Source organism: Rhizobium sp. NZLR11 (assembly GCF_019685115.1).
GTDB lineage: Bacteria > Pseudomonadota > Alphaproteobacteria > Rhizobiales > Rhizobiaceae > Rhizobium.
Map to the genome: position 1 here is coordinate 266303 of NZ_JABDWD010000008.1, position 18687 is coordinate 284989.

The 18687-nt window shown below is 62.4% G+C and carries 20 protein-coding genes and 1 pseudogene; 13 read left to right on the forward strand and 8 right to left on the reverse strand.

Features of this window, described 5'->3' with window-relative positions; all coding sequences use genetic code 11:
• Positions 1-8: 8 nt before the first annotated feature.
• From HJB83_RS16790 to HJB83_RS16800, 3 genes are read right to left on the reverse strand one after another with little or no spacing between them, the layout of a single operon-like run.
• Positions 9-389, reverse strand: coding sequence for a TfoX/Sxy family protein (locus HJB83_RS16790; protein ID WP_207582721.1), 381 nt, complete (start codon positions 387-389; stop codon positions 9-11).
• On the reverse strand, positions 382-744 hold the full coding sequence (locus HJB83_RS16795; protein WP_221117781.1) for a nuclear transport factor 2 family protein: 363 nt from the start codon (positions 742-744) through the stop codon (positions 382-384). The genes HJB83_RS16790 and HJB83_RS16795 overlap by 8 nt, the downstream gene beginning before the upstream one ends.
• On the reverse strand, positions 741-1322 hold the full coding sequence (locus HJB83_RS16800) for a TetR/AcrR family transcriptional regulator (protein ID WP_207582723.1): 582 nt from the start codon (positions 1320-1322) through the stop codon (positions 741-743). Before HJB83_RS16800 ends, HJB83_RS16795 begins: the two co-directional genes overlap by 4 nt.
• A 370-nt stretch (positions 1323-1692) precedes the next feature.
• Between HJB83_RS16800 and HJB83_RS16805 the strand changes: the two genes are divergently transcribed.
• Positions 1693-2697, forward strand: a complete 1005-nt coding sequence (locus tag HJB83_RS16805) for an NADP-dependent oxidoreductase (protein ID WP_207582724.1) — start codon at positions 1693-1695, stop codon at positions 2695-2697.
• 71 nt (positions 2698-2768) lie between these two features.
• Positions 2769-3863: an alkene reductase gene (locus HJB83_RS16810; RefSeq protein ID WP_221117780.1), complete on the forward strand. Its 1095-nt coding sequence runs from the start codon at positions 2769-2771 to the stop codon at positions 3861-3863.
• Positions 3864-3971: 108 nt separating this feature from the next.
• On the opposite strand, the gene HJB83_RS16815 is transcribed toward HJB83_RS16810, so the two are convergent.
• Together HJB83_RS16815 and HJB83_RS16820 are read right to left on the reverse strand one after the other, a co-directional pair.
• On the reverse strand, positions 3972-4553 hold the full coding sequence (locus HJB83_RS16815) for a TetR/AcrR family transcriptional regulator (protein WP_207582726.1): 582 nt from the start codon (positions 4551-4553) through the stop codon (positions 3972-3974).
• Between the two features lie 178 nt (positions 4554-4731).
• A complete protein-coding gene (locus tag HJB83_RS16820; RefSeq protein WP_207582727.1) occupies positions 4732-5817 on the reverse strand; it encodes a GlxA family transcriptional regulator in 1086 nt (361 codons plus the stop codon).
• 162 nt (positions 5818-5979) lie between these two features.
• Here HJB83_RS16820 and HJB83_RS16825 point away from each other — a divergent pair, with 162 nt between their 5' ends.
• The 6 genes from HJB83_RS16825 (at position 5980) to HJB83_RS16850 (ending at position 11484) form a co-directional block, all read left to right on the forward strand.
• Positions 5980-6858 (forward strand): ABC transporter substrate-binding protein, encoded by an 879-nt coding sequence (locus tag HJB83_RS16825; RefSeq protein ID WP_221142295.1) that lies wholly within the window; start codon positions 5980-5982, stop codon positions 6856-6858.
• An 80-nt stretch (positions 6859-6938) separates the two neighbouring features.
• Entirely contained in the window at positions 6939-7691 is a 753-nt protein-coding gene (locus HJB83_RS16830) for an amino acid ABC transporter ATP-binding protein (protein ID WP_207582729.1), read from the forward strand.
• A 5-nt stretch (positions 7692-7696) separates the two neighbouring features.
• Positions 7697-8356 carry an amino acid ABC transporter permease gene (locus tag HJB83_RS16835; protein WP_207582730.1) on the forward strand — a complete coding sequence of 220 codons (660 nt, stop codon included), beginning with the start codon at positions 7697-7699 and terminating at the stop codon, positions 8354-8356.
• Positions 8353-9012 (forward strand): amino acid ABC transporter permease, encoded by a 660-nt coding sequence (locus HJB83_RS16840; protein ID WP_221117776.1) that lies wholly within the window; start codon positions 8353-8355, stop codon positions 9010-9012. Before HJB83_RS16835 ends, HJB83_RS16840 begins: the two co-directional genes overlap by 4 nt.
• A 20-nt stretch (positions 9013-9032) precedes the next feature.
• Entirely contained in the window at positions 9033-10259 is a 1227-nt protein-coding gene (locus tag HJB83_RS16845; protein ID WP_207582732.1) for an Atu1372/SO_1960 family protein, read from the forward strand.
• Position 10260: 1 nt separating this feature from the next.
• A complete protein-coding gene (locus HJB83_RS16850; protein ID WP_207582733.1) occupies positions 10261-11484 on the forward strand; it encodes an FAD-dependent oxidoreductase in 1224 nt (407 codons plus the stop codon).
• 14 nt (positions 11485-11498) lie between these two features.
• On the opposite strand, the gene HJB83_RS16855 is transcribed toward HJB83_RS16850, so the two are convergent.
• Positions 11499-11969, reverse strand: a complete 471-nt coding sequence (locus HJB83_RS16855) for an RbsD/FucU family protein (protein ID WP_207582734.1) — start codon at positions 11967-11969, stop codon at positions 11499-11501.
• Complete coding sequence (locus HJB83_RS16860) at positions 11953-13200, reverse strand: ROK family transcriptional regulator (protein WP_207582735.1); 1248 nt, start codon at positions 13198-13200, stop codon at positions 11953-11955. The genes HJB83_RS16855 and HJB83_RS16860 overlap by 17 nt, the downstream gene beginning before the upstream one ends.
• A 328-nt stretch (positions 13201-13528) precedes the next feature.
• Here HJB83_RS16860 and HJB83_RS16865 point away from each other — a divergent pair, with 328 nt between their 5' ends.
• From HJB83_RS16865 to pyrC, 5 genes are all read left to right on the forward strand, one after another.
• Positions 13529-14548 (forward strand): sugar ABC transporter substrate-binding protein, encoded by a 1020-nt coding sequence (locus tag HJB83_RS16865; RefSeq protein ID WP_207582736.1) that lies wholly within the window; start codon positions 13529-13531, stop codon positions 14546-14548.
• 155 nt (positions 14549-14703) lie between these two features.
• A complete protein-coding gene (locus tag HJB83_RS16870; protein WP_207582737.1) occupies positions 14704-15768 on the forward strand; it encodes an ABC transporter permease in 1065 nt (354 codons plus the stop codon).
• A 2-nt stretch (positions 15769-15770) separates the two neighbouring features.
• Positions 15771-16553, forward strand: coding sequence for an ATP-binding cassette domain-containing protein (locus tag HJB83_RS16875; protein WP_207582738.1), 783 nt, complete (start codon positions 15771-15773; stop codon positions 16551-16553).
• On the forward strand, positions 16550-17182 hold the full coding sequence (locus HJB83_RS16880) for a nucleoside triphosphate hydrolase (protein WP_207582739.1): 633 nt from the start codon (positions 16550-16552) through the stop codon (positions 17180-17182). Before HJB83_RS16875 ends, HJB83_RS16880 begins: the two co-directional genes overlap by 4 nt.
• A 116-nt stretch (positions 17183-17298) precedes the next feature.
• Entirely contained in the window at positions 17299-18339 is a 1041-nt protein-coding gene (gene pyrC, locus HJB83_RS16885) for a dihydroorotase (protein WP_207582740.1), read from the forward strand.
• Between the two features lie 154 nt (positions 18340-18493).
• Here pyrC and HJB83_RS16890 read toward each other — a convergent pair.
• Positions 18494-18687 (reverse strand): annotated as a pseudogene (locus HJB83_RS16890) (IS110 family transposase); the annotation flags it as partial.

Sequence of the window (18687 nt, forward strand, 5' to 3'; positions counted from 1 at the left end):
CATCGACATCAGCCAAACGGGCTAACGGCCAGGATCGTGTCGGAACGTCTGCGGCCGGGCGTCGGGGTCGCGTGCAATGCTCGCTCCGAGCACGTGCGCAGCAGCGCCGGATCGTCGATCACATGTGCCGGGACTGCGTAGTAGCGGCGAACCGTCACCTCCCTGCCAGCAGCGCTGTAGCGGAACGGTTCTGAGCCATCTGCCTCGAACTCCGCGCGCATCGCGGCGTCGACGCGGAGATACAACGTGCCCTTCATGACGAATCCGAACTGCGCGCCGTTTCGGACGAGGGCGGATCCGCCGAAGAACCGCCGGACATCGATGGAGCCGGCTGGACCGATCTGGCTCGCAAAATCCAGCGCCAGCCTGCGTGTCGCCTCGCTACCCATGGTGCTGTCCTGCGAGAGGATCGAAGAAGCCGGTGATCGCGCCGAGCCGGCCATCAGAAATCACCCCGAAGCTCGTGCCCGTCTGCAGAACACGCTCGTCTTCGTGGCTCAGTGCCCAGCGTGCCAGCGAACGTTCATTGTGATGGAGGACGCTCAATATTTTGAACCGGCCACCCGGTACGCTCTCCTGAAAGCCGGCCATGTAAGCCGTGAGACCGGCTCGCCCGGCGATCTCTCCATTGGGGTCGCAATAGGTCACATCGTCAGCGAGGCAAGCCAGCATTTCCGGCTCGCGAGCGTCAGCATCCAGCGACCAGATGGCCGCATATCGGTTCCATAGTGCCTCAGGTGTCATAACAGTGTCTCCAGTTGATTGAATTCGTCTTCTATCGCCTGCCGCAGGCCGGCCTTGTCTTCGCCGCCGCGAATGAGCACGAGCAGACCTTGATAGAAGGCAAGAAGACGGATGGCCGTCGTGGCTGCCCTGGCTCCGTCCGCGTCTCGAGCCAAGGTCGACTGCTCGGTCAGCCTCGAGCGGAATGTGGTTCGAAGGAGACCGAGCGCTGTCTCGACACGCGGATGCGATTTGACGCCGCCTCCGAATTCCACCGCCATGTTCGTGATCAGGCAGCCAAGGGAGCCGCCGTCGGGCTCATGCAGGAGCGAGAGGAACAGTTCACGCAAGCCTTTAACCCCGCTCCCCGGCGGCGCAAACCGCGCGATCCGTCCCTCCAGGACCGTGCGGTTGTAATGGCCGAAGGCCGCGTCGAAGAGGCCGGCCTTGTCGCCGAAGGCGTGATAGATGCTTCCGCCTTTGAGGCCCGTCGCCTCCTCGAGGTCGCGGATCGACGCACCTTGATAGCCGTGCTTGCGAAAGATTTGCATCGCCCCCTTCAGCACTGCCTCCTCGTCGAATTCCCGTGCTCTGCCCACAATCACCTCGATTCTTTATCAACCGTTCTAGAATGACTGATCAAGAATGAAGGCGCAAGAGCCTCCCGTGACAATCCGCGAGAAAATTCCGCTTGACAACTTTGATGATGAATATCATTGATGATCTATGATGACGATTGTCATTAAAAATTTGAGTGACTGCAGCTGGCTGCCTTCTGCGCGAAAGTTGGTGGTCGATACGGAAGGGCAAGGACAATGGCGATGATGGCGGCGAAAGCGAGCGATGCGGCGCAAGGCCCCGCACCTGGGCTGACCCGCTGCCGCATCCAACCACGCCGATTTCGTGCCGAAGGCTTTGTCCTTCCTTGGCGCCTGACGCCTCAACAGACTTCGAATTGGAGAAAGCCTCATGAAGGCATTCGTCGTTGATAAGTACAAAAAGAAGGGCGCTTTGCGCCTGGCCAACCTGCCGGAACCTGAATTGCAGGACAATGATGTCCTTGTCCGGATTCAGGCCACGGCCGTGAACCTGCTGGACTCCAAGCTGCGGGACGGAGAGTTCAAGCCTATTCTTCCCTATCGTCCGCCATTCGTCCTGGGGCACGACGTTGCCGGCACGGTTGTCAGGACGGGACCGAGGGTCAGGCGGTTCAAGGTCGGTGACGAGGTCTATGCACGGCCGCGCGATCATCGGGTCGGTACATTCGCCGAATTCATTGCCATCGATGAAGCCGATGTGGCGCTGAAACCAAACAATCTCAGCATGACCGAAGCAGCGTCCATTCCCCTGGTGGGGCTGACCGCGTGGCAGGCGCTGGTCGAGGTTGGCAAGGTGAAGCCCGGCCAGAAAGTCTTCATTCAGGCCGGTTCCGGCGGTGTCGGGACTTTCGCCATCCAACTCGCCAAGCATCTTGGCGCGACGGTGGCGACGACGACCAGCGCTGGGAATGCCGAGCTCGCCAAAAGTCTCGGGGCGGATGTGGTCATCGACTACAAGACGCAGGATTTCGAGAAGGTCTTGTCGGGCTACGATCTCGTGCTGAACAGTCAGGATCCGAAGACGCTCGAAAAATCTCTGGCTGTACTGAAGCCGGGTGGCCGGCTCATCTCCATTTCCGGCCCGCCCGATCCCGCATTCGCCAGGGAACTCGGCCTGAACCTGTTCCTGAAACTGGTGCTGCGCCTGCTGAGCCGAGGCGTTCGGAAAAAGGCCAAGCGCCTCGGCATAGGGTATTCATTCCTGTTCATGCGCGCTGAGGGGCAGCAGTTGGGTGAGATTGCGCGCCTGATCGAACAAGGCGTGATCCGACCGGTCGTTGACAAGGTGTTCCCGTTTGAAAAGACCGGCGATGCACTGGCCTATGTCGAGACCGGGCGCGCAAAGGGCAAGGTGGTCATCACGGTCGCAGACTGAGGTCGACCTGACGGCGTGGCGTGCGTTGCGAGACGAACGCCAGAAATAGTTTCCAACTCTGAAAGTGACAAATGACCAGCAGCGCACTCTTTGAGCCCGCCGTACTCGGCTCTCTCACACTATCCAACCGCATCGTCATGGCGCCATTGACGCGCAACAGAGCGGGCGCCGGGTTTGTGCCGGGCGATCTTATTGCTGAGTATTATGCGCAACGGGCCTCGGCAGGCCTGATCATCTCGGAGGCGACCCAGATTTCGCAACAAGGGCAGGGCTATCAGGACACGCCCGGCATCTACACGCAGGCGCAGGTCGACGGCTGGCGCAAGGTGACCGACGCGGTGCATGCCAGGGGCGGCCACATCGTTCTGCAGCTCTGGCATGTCGGTCGGGTATCGCATGTCGACCTGCAGCCGGATGGGCAGCCCCCAGTGGCGCCTTCCGCCATCAGGGCCGAAACTAAGACGTTTGTGAACAACACCTTCGTCGACGTGTCGGCACCTCGGGCGCTCGAATTGCATGAGATCTCCGGCATTATCGAGGATTTCCGTCGCGCCGCCGCCAATGCCATTGCCGCCGGCTTCGATGGCGTCGAAGTTCACAGCGCCAACGGCTACCTGCTCGACCAGTTCGCCAGGGACGGCGCCAACACCCGCACCGACGCCTATGGCGGGTCGATCGAAAACCGGGCCCGGCTGACGCTCGAGGTGACGGCCGCGGTCATCGAGGAAGTTGGAGCGGCGCGAACCGGAGTTCGGATTTCACCGGTGTCGCCGGCCAATGGATTATCCGCAACCGATCCGCAGGCGCAGTTCGGTTACATCGTCGAGAAGCTCGACGAGATGGGCATCGCCTACCTCCATGTCGTCGAAGGCGCGACGGGCGGGCCGCGCGATGTTGCACCCTTCGATTACGAGGCGCTTCGCCGCAAGTTCAGGAATACCTACATCGCCAATAACGGCTACGATCTGAACCTCGCGACGGCCAGGCTGGAGCAAGGGCTGGCGGACCTGTTTGCCTTCGGCAGGCCGTTCATCGCCAATCCGGATTTTGTCGAACGCCTGAAGGTTGGTGCATCGCTGGCCAATCTCGATATGGCGACGCTCTACGGCGGAGGCGCGGCGGGCTATACCGACTATCCTGAAATGGCCGCACCGGTCGGCGCCTGACGGCATGGGGCCGCTTGTATGCGGCCCTACAGCATGATGCCGAAAAGTGTGAGCGGTTTTAGAACAGGATTCAGATTTTAGGCCGATCCGGCCTAAAATCATCCTGTTCTAACGTTCCCGCATCCGATTTTCGATGGCGTCGCGGCAATCCGCTCGGCAGGCGTCGAGTAGTTCGTCCGCCAGCGGGGAATCGTCCGGGCAGGCCCTCGACAGCACGATTGCTCCGACGGCCTGAGCGAGGATGGTGATGGCTTGCGCCCGGTCCCCGGCGCCGGAAGCGTGATGTCGTGCAATGCCGTCCTCGATCGCGCGCACGAGGTTATCTATTCCTGCAGCAAAGACGGCCTTCGTTTCTTCAGGTTGCCGAGCCGCATCGCAGCTCAGCGCCGCGGCCGTGCACCCCTGGCCGCGCCCATCCCGGTGTTCACGCGCGAGATAAAGTTCCATGACGGCGAGCACGTCATGACCGGCATAGCGCTTCAAGGTCTCGCTCAAACCATTCTCGGTCGACTCCGCGATCAAGTCCTCCTTGGAGCGGAAGTGATTGTAGAAGCCGCCATGGGTGAGCCCCGCACGCTCCATCAACTCCGCCACCCCCACGCCATCGAACCCGCGCTCGCGAAACAGCTCCGACGCGGTGGCGATAATCCGTTCGTAATTTTGCTGCTTCTTTTCCTTGGTGATCCGCACTTTACAGTCCTTTCGACCGCCATGCCCGAATTATGATGTCATATATCATTATAACTTGACTTATTGATGATGTATATCATTGATAATTGCGGCCGGCACAGGCTCGTACCTCATGGCAGACACGCATCTCATCGCACCGGCCCGTTTCGCCGCCGCCAGAAGACGTGCCGATCACGCTCTACGATCTGACCCCGACCGAGACGCGCGTCGTCCTCAATTGCCGCGGCGACTGGTTGAATTTCTGGCGGAAAGCGGTTGCGAAATGTGCCGCATCGGAAAAGCCGGTCTCGAAGGCGATCTGCGTCATCGAGAGCGTGCTGTTTTCCACCAGAAAGCGGGCGTAACGCAGGCGGGTCTCGATGATGAACCGCTTCGGCGTCATGCCGATGCCTTGCTGGAACAGGCGCCCGAACTGACGCGGCGACAGGCCGATCATGCTGGCTGCCTGCTCGGGTGATACGTCACGGCCCTTGCGACTCTCGATCAAAACGACCGCGCGCTGAATTCGGGAATCCTCGACATGACGAAAGCTGGAAACCCGACCGTGGTCGAAAGCGCTCAAGCCCTTGTGCTCGGTCAGCGACAGCTGGTGAACTGCCTTGGCCGCCCGGTCAGGCCCGCAATGGGTGCCAATGAGTTCTGTCATCAGTGACAGGATCGAGACGCCGCCGGGAACGGTGATGCGGCCGTTCTCGATCAGGAAGTCGTCGCGCGTCGAGAATGCCTGGCGCGGAAATGCGATCTTGAAATCCTCGGCATGGAAGGGATGAACGGAGGCTTTACGCCCGGTCAGCAGACCTTCTTGGGCGAGTACGAAGACGCCGGTGCAGACGCCGATCACCGGGACGCCGGCGGATGCGGCGACCCGCAGGTAGTCGCGGTGCTTGCTGGGTGCTGCGCGTAGATGCGGCAGGAGTCCGCCGATGACGGCGATATAGTCGAAGTCCGTCGGGTTGATATAGGGCGCATCGGGCTGCACGCGGATGCCGCAACTCGCCACCGCGGCGTGGCCCGGCGCTCCCATGATCGACCAGCGGCAATGCAGGGGCCGGGAGTTGTCGGCGAAATCGGCGGCATGCCGCAAGGGCTCGACGATCCCGGTCAGCGACATCATCGGGAAGCTCGGCCAGAGCAGAATGCCGATGGAGAGATCGGCCTTGCGGTCTCGGGCGGCCAAAAGCCGTTCGGCCCACAAACCATCGAGCCAGCGGACATAGTCCGGCTCGCTGGCACGTGCATCTGAAAGGGTGGCGTCTGCGTCCATGCCCGGCCGACCTTAGATCAGCCGTGTCGCTATTTCAAAGAAAATGTCCGATTTCTAAAATTCAACGCCGCCTTTCGGTGGCAAGCTCTCTCTCGTCGAACTCGACATCCGGGGACAAGACCCACGGACCGGGGAACTAAAAACAAATCAAGGATCAGAACAATGGCACTTTCTCTTTCGAGAAGGGTGGTGATGTGCGCGCTGCTGGCAGGCAGCTTCATGGCATCGGCACCGCTCGCAAACGCATTCGAACTTGCCGAGCAGGGCAAGCTGACGGTCGCATTTACCGGCGACATGCCGGGCTCCGGCTGGCAGGACGGCAAGCTGATCGGTTATGACGGCGAGATTATGCAGCGCATCGCCGACAAGCTCGGCCTCAAGATACAACCGGCCCTCATGGAATGGTCGGGTACGATCGCCTCCGTTCAGTCCGGTCGCGTCGACGTGATGCTCGGCACGATGGGCTGGACCGAGAAGCGTACGAAGATCATGACGTTGTCTGAGCCGATCCATTATTTCAAGAACGGCATCATGCAATCGAACAAGACGAACTGGGACAAGCTTTCCGACCTGGAAGGCAAGAAGGTCGGCACGATCACCGGCTTCTCCTTTGTCCCGGAACTGAAGACGATCAAGGGCCTTGAGCTCTCACTCTACGACACCTCCGACGCCGCCGTGCGCGATCTTATTGCCGGGCGTATCGATGCCGTCATCGGCGACCCGCCGGTGGTTTCCTACGCCATCAAGCAGAACCCGGATTGGAACATGCACTTCCTCGCCTTCACAGACAACAGCGCGGATTTCCCGCTGCTTACCGGGCTCGGTCAGGTCGTCTACGGTCTCAACCAGAAGAACGACGATCTGCGCCAGAAGATGGACGCGATCATCGCCGATATGTGGAAGAGCTGTGAGATGAAGGACATCGGCGCACGCTACGGATTGTCCGCCGATGTCTGGTTTAAGCCGGTGGGTGCAAACTTCCGTGCCGGCGTCGACCGCCCCGGCGATTACAAGCTTCCGTCCTGCGCAGCCGGCGGCTGACCGGGCTGACGGATGAAGGCTGCGGCAAGCGGCTTTCATCCGTCCTCTTCGCCAAGACACAACAGCATAAGGAAACGGCGATGAATGCGCTTTTGAGCGTTGCGGGCCTGCGCAAGAGTTATGGCCCTGTCGAAGTCCTGAGGGGAATCGATTTTACCGTCGCAGCCGGTGAGAAGATTGCCCTGATCGGCCCCTCGGGCTCCGGGAAATCTACCTGTCTGCGCTGCGTGAATTTTCTGGAGAAACCGAGTGCTGGTGAGATCAGCCTCGATGGCGAGCGGATCGGCGTTCGCAACGGCCAGGTGATGAGAGACCGGCAGCTTGCGCCACAGCGCGCCGAGATGGGCATGGTCTTCCAGCTCTTCAATCTCTGGCCGCATCTCTCGGTGACGGAAAACGTTGCGATCGCGGCGCGCAAGGTCCGCGGTCTGACTGCCGTCGAGGCGCGCGAATTGGCCTTGGAGATGTTGGCGAAAGTGCACATGACGCACCGCGCCGATGCTTCACCGCTGGAGCTGTCCGGCGGGCAGCAGCAGCGTGTGGCCATCGCGCGGGCGCTCGCCCAGAAGCCGAAGCTCATGCTTTTCGACGAACCGACCTCAGCCCTTGATCCCGAACTGGTCCATGAAGTTCTGAAAGTGATGGAAGAGCTCGCGGCCGAAGGACGCACGATGCTGATCGTCACGCACGAGATTGCCTTTGCCCGCGACATCGCCGACCGGGTGCTGTTCCTCGACGGCGGAAAGATCGTCGAAGCCGGACCGGCGCGCCAGGTCATTACCGCTCCGCGCGAGGCACGCACGCAAGCGTTTCTCAACAAGATCCGGCACTAGGCGCCATGAGCGGATTCTCGCTATTCTTCTCCGTCGTCCAGGGGCTCGCCGCCGGGCTTGAGGTAACGGTCTTGGTTACGGTGGCCTCGCTGGCTTTTGCAACCGGCATCGGCTTCCTTCTCGCCCTCGTCAGGCAATTCACAGCGATCAGGTTCGTCAATATGGCGATCGACGCCTATTGCGAAATCCTCTGCAACGTACCGGCCCTGACGCATCTGTTCATCCTCTACTTCGGGCTTGCCAGCATTGGCGTGAGGCTGACGTCGATTGCCGCCGCCATTCTGGGCCTCGGGCTTATCGGCGCAGCCACTACCTCAGCGATCTTCCGCGCCGGTTTCGCCGCTTTGCCAAAAGGGCAGGCGGAGGCGTCGCTTGCTGCAGGGTTGACACCGCTCCAGACGATTTTCGAAATTCTGACGCCGCAGGCCATGCGGATCGCCCTGCCGGCGCTCGGGAATTACGCGGTGCAGCTCCTCAAGGACACCTCCGTCGTCTCGGCCATCGCGGCGCCTGAAATCATGTTCTTCGCCCGCTCCATGGTCACGTCGTCCTTCCAGACAACGATGATCTACGCGACGGCGGCGGCACTCTATCTGTTGCTGAGCCTGCCATTGATGCAGGCGACGCGATTCCTTGAAAGACGTTACGGGAGACTGAAAGGATGAGCGGGTTCTTCGCACCCTACCGCGACTATGGTGGCGAATGGCTGCCCTTGTTGTTGCGGGCAATGATGAATACGGCAGTGCTTTCCGTGTGCGCCTTTGCTCTGGCGCTCGTGCTCGGTTTGCTGCTTTCGCTGTGCCAGAGATCAAGTTTCGCGGCGCTACGGCATTTCGCGGCACTTTATGTGACGGTCGCGCGCGGCGTGCCGCTGCTCGCGGTGCTGTTTCTGCTTTACTTCGGCCTGCCGGGCATTGGGATCGTCTTCGATGCCTTCGGCGCGGCGATCGCAGGTTTGGCGTTGTGTTTTGCGGCTCAGATCGCCGAACTCTTCCGGGCCGGACTGAAGGCGATCCCGGCGGGGCAGAGCGAGGCGGCCCTGGCCGTCGGTCTCACGCCGGTTCAGAGCTTCCGGCTGATCATCCTCCCCCAGGTCGTCCGCGTCATCCTGGCCCCGATGATCGTCACCTTCGTCGCGCTTCTCAAGGATTCCTCGCTCGCATCGCTGATCACCGTCAACGAGCTGGTTCTGACCGGCCGGGCGATGGCGACCGAGTATTTTCTGCCGCTGCAGATCTATGTGGCGGTTGGCCTCTGCTACTTCGCGATCGCCTGGCCGTTTTCGGTCTTCTCCCGCCGGCTTGCCGTGCCCACCCGCTAATTCATCACAAGGCTCAGATCATGACCACCGATATGACCGTTGCCGCGGTCACCGCGTTTCGTTCCGCCGCGCCGGCACGCAAGGCCCGCCCCCTCATTCTTATAACGCCCGATCTCGGCGAGACGCCGCAAAAGCCGACCGAGTGCGAATATGTGGTGCGGTCGAACTATGCCGAGGCAATCACCAGCGCCGGCGGGGTCCCGATGATCCTGCCCTATGACGCCGAAAACATCGATGCGGCGCTGGCGCTCGCCGATGGTGTCGTTCTGACCGGCTCCCGGCCGGGTGCTGAAGTGGCTGATCGGCGCCGCGACTTCGAGCGTCAGCTGGTGGCCAAGGCCCTGACGACAGGCAAACCGCTCCTCGGTATCTGCCATGGCATGCAGTTGATCGGCGAGTGCCTTGGCGGAGAGTTCCTGAGCGAGCTTCCGGCCGCCGGCATTTCGCACATCCCGCAGGACCTGCCCGATGAACTGGCGCACGAGATCATCGTCGAGCCGGACAGCCTGCTTGCCGGCTGGGTCGGGACAGGACCGACCCGGGTCAACAGCCTGCATCGCCATGCGCTGTCCGGTCACGGGCGCTTTCGCGTCATCGCGCGGGCACCCGATGGGATCATCGAGGCATTCGAGGGCGAGACGGAGGCATTTTGCCTGGGTGTCCAGTGGCATCCGGAATACCGCCTGACGGTCCTCGATCTGGAAATCCTCAAGGCTTTCGTCGCGCGCAGTGCCGAAGCCGGGGAAAGGAGAAGGGCGGAGCCCGGCATGAGCGGAAGCGATGCTGTGCGCAGGCGCCTTGCCGCCTTCGGCCTGGCCTTGCCGGAAGCCGCAATGCCGCCCGGGGCTTTCGCCGGCGCTGTTCGAACCGGCAATATCGTCACCGTGTCCGGTCAGGTGCCGGTGACCGATGGAGCCGTTCGGCGGACCGGTCGGCTCGGGACGGATGTCTCGATCGAGGAGGGCCGCGAATGCGCACGGATCTGCCTTCTCAACGTGCTTGCTCAGCTTGAGCGCGCCAGCGGTGGGTTCGACAAGGTGCGCGGCTTCGTGCGGCTTGCGGGCTATGTTGCCGCGACTGACGATTTTACCCGCCACGGCGCGGTCGTCGACGGCGCGTCCGAGCTGCTGCGCGATCTCTTTCCGGATCGGTGGGAGCATGCCCGCATTGCGATCGGCGTGTCATCTCTTCCGCGGGGCGTTCCGGTCGAAATCGAGCTGACCGCGCTTGTGGGAAACGAGGTGTGACATGGCGCGCATCGCGGTCATCGGCGCAGGCGTCATCGGCGTTTCCTCCGCCTACCTTTTGGCCAAGGCAGGGCACGATGTGACGCTTATCGATGCAGCAGCCGAACCCGGCAGCGGCGCCAGCGCCGGCAACGCCGCGCAGCTCTCCTGGGCCTATGGCGATGCGATGGCATCTCCCGGACTGCTCAGGCATCTGCCGGCCATCGCCCTCGGCCGCGATCCCGCGTTCCGGATTCGCTGGCAGCTGGACCCGGATTTTCTTCTCTGGGGGCTGCGCTTCCTCGCCAACGCACCATTTCCGCGATGGTGGAGCAATACGCAGGCCATTCTGGAACTCGCCGGAGAGTCCCGCCGCGAGCTCGCATTCCTGCTGGCGGAAACCGGTCTTTCCTTCGACTACCGGCTTGCGGGAAAGCTGCATCTCTATCCGGATCAGCGCAGCTTTGCCGCGGCCCGATCGGCCGTCTCGCGCAAGAATGCACTCGGATTCGAGCAGCACATGCTGTCGCGCGCAGAAGCCCGGGAAATCGAGCCTGCCCTTGCCGGCTACCAAGGCGAAATCGCCGGTGCGGTCTACACGCCGGGTGATGCGCTCGGCGATGCAGCCGGCTTTTGCCGTCAGCTGACACACCATATTGCACAGCATTACCGGGTTTCGCTCCTCTTCGGCCGGAAAGTGGCGGGTTTCTCGCGCGAGGCGGACAGACTTGCAGCCGTGAGGTTCGACGACCGGGAGGAACTCACGGTCGATGCCGCCGTCGTCGCTGCGGGGGCTCAGGTCCGTTTGCTTGCCACAGAGCTGCCGGAGGTCCGCCCGGTGCGTCCGGTGAGAGGCTATTCGCTGACCGTGCCGCGGACCGGCGCCGCACCCGCCATCAGCCTCACCGACGTCAAACGCAAGCTGGCTTTCGCATCGATCGGGGATCGTTTCCGCGTCGCCGGTCTTGCCGATATCGACCGCCCAGGCGCGGGCTTCGACCCAGCGCGTTTCGAAGCGCTGCGTAGCGCAGCGGCCGGTGTCCTGCCGGATCTCTTCAATAGCGGCGTCGTTCTGATGCGCTGGTCAGGCGAGCGGCCGATGACCCCGTCATCCCGCCCGATCATCGGGCCCTCCGAGCGTCTGAAAGGTGTTTACATCAACACCGGCCACGGGATGCTCGGCTGGACCTTAGCATTGGGCTCGGCCCGAAAAATGGTGGACCTGATCGGTATGCAGACGAGATGACGGCTAGACCATAGCTAATAAACGAACGGATCTACCGCCGCCTGCGCGCCCGGCTCCTTCGGATAGATCACCCCCTTGCGCAGGATGATGTTGGCATAGAGCCTGGGCTCGCTTGTCTGGATCACCGCATGGGCGGCCTTCACCCGGACGTAGAAATCCGGGCCGATCAGCGGCATCACCTGGCGGTGCGGCTCGTGGTGGGCGCAGCAGTCGATCATCTCCTCATGCACCGGATCGAGCTTGTCGCGCTCGGTCTTGACGGTCGAGCGGAAGATTGCCTCGGGCACAAAATCATCGATCGGCAGCACGCTGAGCACGGCGTTGAGAACGGGCACGAGATGGTGGCCGTCGAGCCGGATCAGCCGGCGCGCATGTTCGACGCCTGGGTAATTACCGTCGACGATGGCGATCTCGTCGCCGTGACCCATGGCCCGAAGCGTAAAAAGCAGCTCCGGGCTCAACAGCGGATCAAGTCCTTTCAGCATGGTCTACCTCCTTGAAAAGTACGTTCTGGTCGGTGAGGTAACGCGCAAAGATCGGCAGGCTGGCGCCGCCGATGGCGCGCGCCTGGGCGCCGACCGCGCCCTCGAGGATTTCGGGCATGACGACGCCCTGCAGGTCGAGCTTGGCGGCTTCGTCGATCGTCGCCTGCACCACGCGGCTGCGCACCCAATGGGGAAAACCGCCGTCGATCACAGCCGCGCTGAAATCGACGATCGAGGCGGCCGCGACGATCGCCTGCGCCAGCGCCTTGGCGCTATCCTGGATCCAGGCTTCCATCGGCTCGCCGAAATCCACCCAGTCGTCGGCCGAATACCACAGCGGCTCGGGATCGATGCCGCGCTCGCGCAGCATGTTTTCGAGCACGAAGATCGAGGCGATTTCGAGCAGCTGCATCGTCTCGCCGTTCTTGCCGCGCACCGGCAGTGGCCCGATTGCGCCTGCCGTCCCGGTGCGGCCGGAAAAGATCGCCGAATTCAAGACGATGCCGCCGCCGATGAAGGAGCCGATGAAGAAATAGACGAAATCCGGATAGGACGGCCCGACGCCGAAGACCAGTTCGGCGCCGCAGGCGCTGGTCGCATCGTTCTGCATGAAGACCGGATGAGAGACGCGCGCGGCGATGTCGGCCTGCAGGTCGACCTCGCGCCAGACCTCCATGGCGCCGGCCGGCGCGCCGACCTCTTCGGCCCAATTCCAGAGCTCGAAGGGTGCGGCGATGCCGAGGCCGGCAATGCGGCCGCGCTGTTTTTCGTCGAGCCGGTCTTCGAGCTCCTGGATGCCCGAGGTGACGAAGGCGAGGATTTCATCCGGCAGCGGGTAGGCATAGGTCCGGTGCAGCTGCATGCGGATGCGGCCGACGAAATCCATCAGCACCAGATCGGCGCTGCGCCGGCCCATCTTCAGGCCGAAGGAATAGACGGCGTCGGCATTGAGATGCATCGGGATCGACGGCTGGCCGACCCGGCCGCGCACCGGCGCCCCGCGCGACAGCAGCCCTTCCTTTTCCAGGACCCGCATGATGACGGAGACGGTCTGCGCCGACAGCCCGCTGCGGCGCGCGATATCGGCCTTCGACAGCGCGCCGTAAAGACGCACCAGCGACAGCACGAGCCGTTCATTATAGGCCCGTACCCTGACCTGGTTCGCACCGCCGGCCGGATTCAGAATAGGTGGCGGGACCGGTGTGTGTTCCGGTCCATCCAAGGACGACATGACCGCTCCTCCCGATCGTTGGCCCTACTGCATAATTCCTTAAGTCGGGATCGATTTAAGGACAAAATTATGCAGCACTTCAAAGTGCTACAGCGTCCTTTGCGCGTCGAAGACGCGCGGCGCTGTATGCCTGATTTCCACGGAGCATGCCATATCGAATTAATAATTCAATTGGATTTATTTATTGACAAGCCAATTTCTTTTCGCTTTTAATTGCCGTCGTCAAGGGCACGGGACGGCTTTGGAAGCTTAACAATCCACGGCAAAGTGTCATATCGTAAAATTCCGGCCCGCAGGGGCGGCGCCGGCAAACTCTGGGAGGAGTTCCATGAAGAAATCTGTTCTCGCTTTCGGCGCGCTCGCGCTTGGTGTCACCTTTTCCGCTCCTGTCATGGCGGCGGACGTTGCCGCCTGCCTGATCACCAAGACCGACACCAACCCCTTCTTCGTCAAGATGAAGGAAGGTGCTACGGCCAAGGCCAAGGAACTCGGCGTTTCGCTGAAGTCCTATGCCGGCAAGATCGATGGTGACAGCGAAAGCCAGGTGGCAGCGATCGAAAGCTGCATCGCCGACGGCGCCAAGGGCATCCTGATTGCCGCTTCCGACACCAAGGGCATCGTCTCTTCGGTCAAGAAGGCGCGTGAAGCCGGCCTGCTGGTCATCGCTCTCGACACGCCGCTCGAGCCGGCCGATGCCGCCGACGCCACCTTCGCCACCGACAACCTGCTCGCCGGCAAGCTGATCGGCCAGTGGGCCAAGGAAACCATGGGCGACAAGGCCAAGGACGCCAAGGTCGGCTTCCTCGACCTGACCCCGTCGCAGCCGACGGTCGACGTTCTGCGCGACCAGGGCTTCATGATGGGCTTCGGCATCGATCCGAAGGACCCGAACAAGATCGGCGACGAAGACGACAAGCGCATCGTCGGTCATGACGTGACCAACGGCAATGAAGAAGGCGGCCGCAAGGCCATGGAAAACCTTCTGCAGAAGGATCCGAGCATCAACGTCATCCACACGATCAACGAGCCGGCTGCTGTCGGCGCCTACCAGGCGCTGAAGGCCGTCGGCATGGAAAAGAACGTGCTGATCGTCTCAGTTGACGGCGGTTGCCCAGGCGTCAAGTCGGTCAAGGAAGGCGTCATCGGCGCCACCTCGCAGCAATATCCGCTGATGATGGCAGCCCTTGGCGTCGAGGCGATCAAGAAGTTCGCCGACAGCGGTGAAAAGCCGAAGCCGACCGAAGGCAAATCCTTCTTCGACACCGGCGTTTCGCTCGTCACCGACAAGCCGGTCTCCGGCGTCAAGTCGATCGACACCAAAGTAGGCACGGACAAGTGCTGGGGCTGAGCCAAATCTCTTGAAAGCAGAACGGCCGGGGCTTGATCCCCGGCCGTTTTCGACGGACGATGTACCGTCGCCTCACGAACCGGCTAAGCAAAGACCGGAAGGATATCGGTGACGGCCCCCGTGCGAATTCGGCGCGCGGATGCGGAGGAGGAACCATGACCGGAACACAGGAATTCGAACGTGTCCTCGACGGCAGCGACAAGAGCGTCGCCTCCTTCGAGCATCAGGATGTCTCGCTGATCAAGCGTGCCCAGCATTTTCTGCACTCGACGCCGGCCGCCGTGCCGCTGATCGTGCTGGTGCTGGCGATCATCATCTTCGGGATCGCCATCGGCGGACGGTTCTTCTCGTCCTACACGCTGACGCTGATCCTGCAGCAGATCGCCATCGTCGGTATTCTCGGCGCCGCCCAGACGCTGGTCATCCTGACTGCCGGCATCGATCTTTCGATCGGCGTCATCATGGTGATCTCGGCGGTTATCATGGGCAATGTCGCCATCGCCTACGGCATACCGACGCCGATCGCGGTCGCAGCCGGCCTCCTCGTCGGCGGCCTTTGCGGATTGCTGAACGGCTTTCTCGTCGCCTACATGAAACTGCCGCCGTTCATCGTCACGCTCGGCACCTGGAATATCGTCATGGCGACGAATTTCATCTATTCCGCCAACGAGACGATCCGCGACACCGATGTCGATGAACAGGCGCCGCTGCTGCATCTTTTCGCCATGAGCTTCAAAGCCGGCACCGCCGTGCTCACGCTCGGCGTCATCGCCATGGTGCTGCTCGTCCTCTTGCTCTGGTATGTGCTCAATCACACCGCTTGGGGCCGGCATGTCTATGCAGTCGGCGACGATCCGGAGGCGGCCAAGCTCTCCGGCATCCAGACCAAGAAGGTGCTGCTCACCGTCTATACCATATCGGGCGTCATCGCCGCCTTCGCCGCCTGGGTCTCGATTGGCCGCAACGGCTCGATCTCGCCATCCTCGGCGGTGACCGATTTTAACCTGCAGGCGATCACCGCGACGGTGATCGGCGGCATCTCGCTGTTCGGCGGCCGCGGCTCCATTCTCGGCACGCTGTTCGGTGCGATGATCGTCGGCGTCGTCTCGATGGGCCTCAACATGCTCGGCGCCGACCCGCAATGGAAAGTCCTTTTGACCGGCGTGCTGATCATTGCCGCCGTCGCCATCGACCAGTGGATCAGAAAGGTTTCGGTGTAATCATGGCTCGCGAACCCCTTCTCACCGCGCGCGGTCTCGTCAAGCGCTACGGCCGCGTGACCGCGCTCGACAATGCCGATTTCGACCTTTACCCCGGCGAAATCCTCGCCGTCATCGGCGATAACGGCGCCGGCAAATCCTCGCTGATCAAGGCGATATCGGGCGCCGCCACCCCGGACGAGGGGGTGATCACCCTCGAAGGCCGGCAGGTGCAGTTCCGCTCGCCGATGGAAGCGCGCGATGCTGGCATCGAGACCGTCTATCAGAACCTGGCTTTGTCGCCGGCGCTGTCGATCGCCGACAACATGTTCCTCGGCCGCGAGATCCGCAAGCCCGGCGTGCTCGGCTCGATGCTTCGCATGCTCGACCGGCCGGCGATGGAAAAGCTGGCGCGCAACAAGCTCTCCGAACTCGGCCTGATGACCATCCAGAACATCAACCAGGCGGTGGAAACGCTCTCCGGCGGCCAGCGCCAGGGTGTCGCCGTCGCCCGCGCCGCCGCCTTCGGCTCCAAGGTCATCATCATGGACGAACCGACGGCCGCCCTCGGGGTCAAGGAAAGCCGCCGCGTGCTGGAATTGATCCTCGACGTTCGCGCCCGCGGCATTCCGATCGTGCTGATCTCCCACAACATGCCGCATGTCTTCGAGGTCGCCGACCGGATCCATATCCACCGCCTCGGCCGGCGCCTGACGGTGATCGATCCCAAGGAATACACCATGTCCGACGCCGTCGCCTTCATGACCGGCGCCAAGGCGGTGCCGACGGAGCCGGTCGCGGCATGACGGTCAGCACCGAGGAAATCGCCGGCGAGGTCCTCAGCCGCGCCGGCGATAGCACGCGCTTCCTCATCGGCATTGCCGGCCCGCCAGGGTCGGGCAAGTCGACTATGGCCGACAATCTGGCGGCGGCGCTGAACGCCAAAGGCGAAAGCGCCGCAGTCCTGCCGATGGACGGCTTCCACATGGACAATGCCATCCTGATCGAACGCGGCCTTTTGGCCCGCAAGGGCATCCCCGAGACCTTCGATGTCCGCGGTTTCCTCGACATCGTCCGTGCCGTCAGGCCAGCCGACCAGGAGGTTCTGGTGCCGGTCTTCGACCGCTCGCGCGAACTCGCGATTGCTTCCGCCCGGCCGATCGATCCCAAGGACCGTTTCATCATCGTCGAGGGCAACTATCTGCTCTTCACGCAAGGTAAATGGGCAGAACTCGACGGCATCTTCGATTACACGATTATGCTGGCCCCGCCGATCGAGGTGCTCGAGGAGCGGCTCTGGGCGCGCTGGCGCGGTTATAATCTCACCGAGGACGCCGCCAGCGCCAAGGTCTATGGCAACGACCTGCCGAACGGCCGGCTGATCCTCGAAAACCGCCGTCCGGCCGATGTGACGCTGGAGATCGCGCTGGCGTGATGCCGCGACGACGACATGCATGAACAACGAGCTGAAGCGCGGCGCATGAATCGATTTCAATGCGCCGCGCTTTAGTGTTATTCGAAGCCGCAGACGCATCGCTTCGGAGGCCTGCCATGCAATCGATCACCATCCGCCGCCCTGACGACTGGCACCTGCATCTGCGCGACGGCGCCATGCTGGAAGGCGTGATTGCCGATACGAGCCGCACCTTCGCCCGCGCCATCATCATGCCCAACCTGGTGCCGCCGGTGGTCACCACATCAGACGCCATCGCCTACCGCCAACGTATCCTTAAAGCGCTGCCGGCCGGCCATCGTTTCCAGCCGCTGATGACGCTTTATCTCACCGAGCATACCAGCCCCGACGATGTCGAGGCGGGCGCAAAAAGCGGCCTGATCACCGCCGTCAAGCTCTATCCGGCCGGCGCCACCACCAATTCGCATGGCGGCGTGCGCGACATGGAAAAGGCGATGCCGGTGCTGGAGCGCATGGCAAAGATCGGCCTGCCGCTCTGCGTCCATGGCGAGGTGACGACACCTGAGGTCGATATCTTCGACCGCGAGGCTGTCTTCATCGACACCGTGCTCGATCCGCTGCGCCGACGCCTGCCTGAGCTGAAGGTGACGATGGAGCATGTGACGACATCTGATGGTATCGATTACATCAAGGCGGCCAAGGCCAATCTCGCCGGCTCGATCACCACTCACCATTTGATCATCAACCGCAACGCCATCCTGGTCGGCGGCATCCGCCCGCATTATTATTGCCTGCCGGTCGCCAAGCGCGAGAACCACCGGCTGGCCTTGCGCGCCGCCGCCACCGGCGGCGATCCGCGCTTCTTCCTCGGCACCGATTCCGCCCCGCATGTCGACCCGCTGAAGGAATGCGCCTGCGGCTGCGCCGGCATCTACACCTCGGTCAATACGATGAGCTGCCTTGCCCATGTTTTCGAACAGGAGGCCGCGCTGGAAAATCTCGAAGCCTTCGTCTCGCTGAACGGCCCGGCCTGGTACGGGCTTCAGCCGAACGAGGATCGCATCACCCTGGCAAAGCAGGCCGAGCCGGTCGTCTTCCCCGCCAGGATCGAAACCGGCGCCGGCCCGGTGACGGTGTTTGATCCGATGTTCCCGCTGCATTGGCAGGTGGTGGCATAAGCGCCACGTTTGTCCCTCACCCTCACCCTCACCCTCACCCTCTCCCAGTAAAAACGGGGCGAGGGGACGTGCCCTGCGAGACGTCGGCGAGGGACGGAGAGGTCGCGGCATTTCCCCTTCGCCCCGTTTACGGGGAGAGCGACTGTCTTATTTGTCAAGCGTTTTGCCATGGTCGTCCGTCCCTGATGATGGCATTGAGGATGGTGAGCAGCTTGCGCATAGTTGCGACGATCTTGGGCTTGCCGGCCGCGACCAGACGGTCGCGGAAGGCCTTGAGGTCGGGGTTGTACCGACTGGCGACGAGGGCGGCCATGAACAGCACAGCCCGCACCTTGCCGCGGCCGCCGC

Coding starts and splice junctions, on each gene's coding strand:
- HJB83_RS16790 (WP_207582721.1), bottom strand. CDS start 389: ATGGGTAGCGAGGCGACACGCAGGCTGGCGCTGGATTTTGCGAGCCAG.
- HJB83_RS16795 (WP_221117781.1), bottom strand. CDS start 744: ATGACACCTGAGGCACTATGGAACCGATATGCGGCCATCTGGTCGCTG.
- HJB83_RS16805 (WP_207582724.1), top strand. CDS start 1,693: ATGAAGGCATTCGTCGTTGATAAGTACAAAAAGAAGGGCGCTTTGCGC.
- HJB83_RS16810 (WP_221117780.1), top strand. CDS start 2,769: ATGACCAGCAGCGCACTCTTTGAGCCCGCCGTACTCGGCTCTCTCACA.
- HJB83_RS16820 (WP_207582727.1), bottom strand. CDS start 5,817: ATGGACGCAGACGCCACCCTTTCAGATGCACGTGCCAGCGAGCCGGAC.
- HJB83_RS16825 (WP_221142295.1), top strand. CDS start 5,980: ATGGCACTTTCTCTTTCGAGAAGGGTGGTGATGTGCGCGCTGCTGGCA.
- HJB83_RS16830 (WP_207582729.1), top strand. CDS start 6,939: ATGAATGCGCTTTTGAGCGTTGCGGGCCTGCGCAAGAGTTATGGCCCT.
- HJB83_RS16835 (WP_207582730.1), top strand. CDS start 7,697: ATGAGCGGATTCTCGCTATTCTTCTCCGTCGTCCAGGGGCTCGCCGCC.
- HJB83_RS16840 (WP_221117776.1), top strand. CDS start 8,353: ATGAGCGGGTTCTTCGCACCCTACCGCGACTATGGTGGCGAATGGCTG.
- HJB83_RS16845 (WP_207582732.1), top strand. CDS start 9,033: ATGACCACCGATATGACCGTTGCCGCGGTCACCGCGTTTCGTTCCGCC.
- HJB83_RS16850 (WP_207582733.1), top strand. CDS start 10,261: ATGGCGCGCATCGCGGTCATCGGCGCAGGCGTCATCGGCGTTTCCTCC.
- HJB83_RS16855 (WP_207582734.1), bottom strand. CDS start 11,969: ATGCTGAAAGGACTTGATCCGCTGTTGAGCCCGGAGCTGCTTTTTACG.
- HJB83_RS16860 (WP_207582735.1), bottom strand. CDS start 13,200: ATGTCGTCCTTGGATGGACCGGAACACACACCGGTCCCGCCACCTATT.
- HJB83_RS16865 (WP_207582736.1), top strand. CDS start 13,529: ATGAAGAAATCTGTTCTCGCTTTCGGCGCGCTCGCGCTTGGTGTCACC.
- HJB83_RS16870 (WP_207582737.1), top strand. CDS start 14,704: ATGACCGGAACACAGGAATTCGAACGTGTCCTCGACGGCAGCGACAAG.
- HJB83_RS16875 (WP_207582738.1), top strand. CDS start 15,771: ATGGCTCGCGAACCCCTTCTCACCGCGCGCGGTCTCGTCAAGCGCTAC.
- HJB83_RS16880 (WP_207582739.1), top strand. CDS start 16,550: ATGACGGTCAGCACCGAGGAAATCGCCGGCGAGGTCCTCAGCCGCGCC.
- pyrC (WP_207582740.1), top strand. CDS start 17,299: ATGCAATCGATCACCATCCGCCGCCCTGACGACTGGCACCTGCATCTG.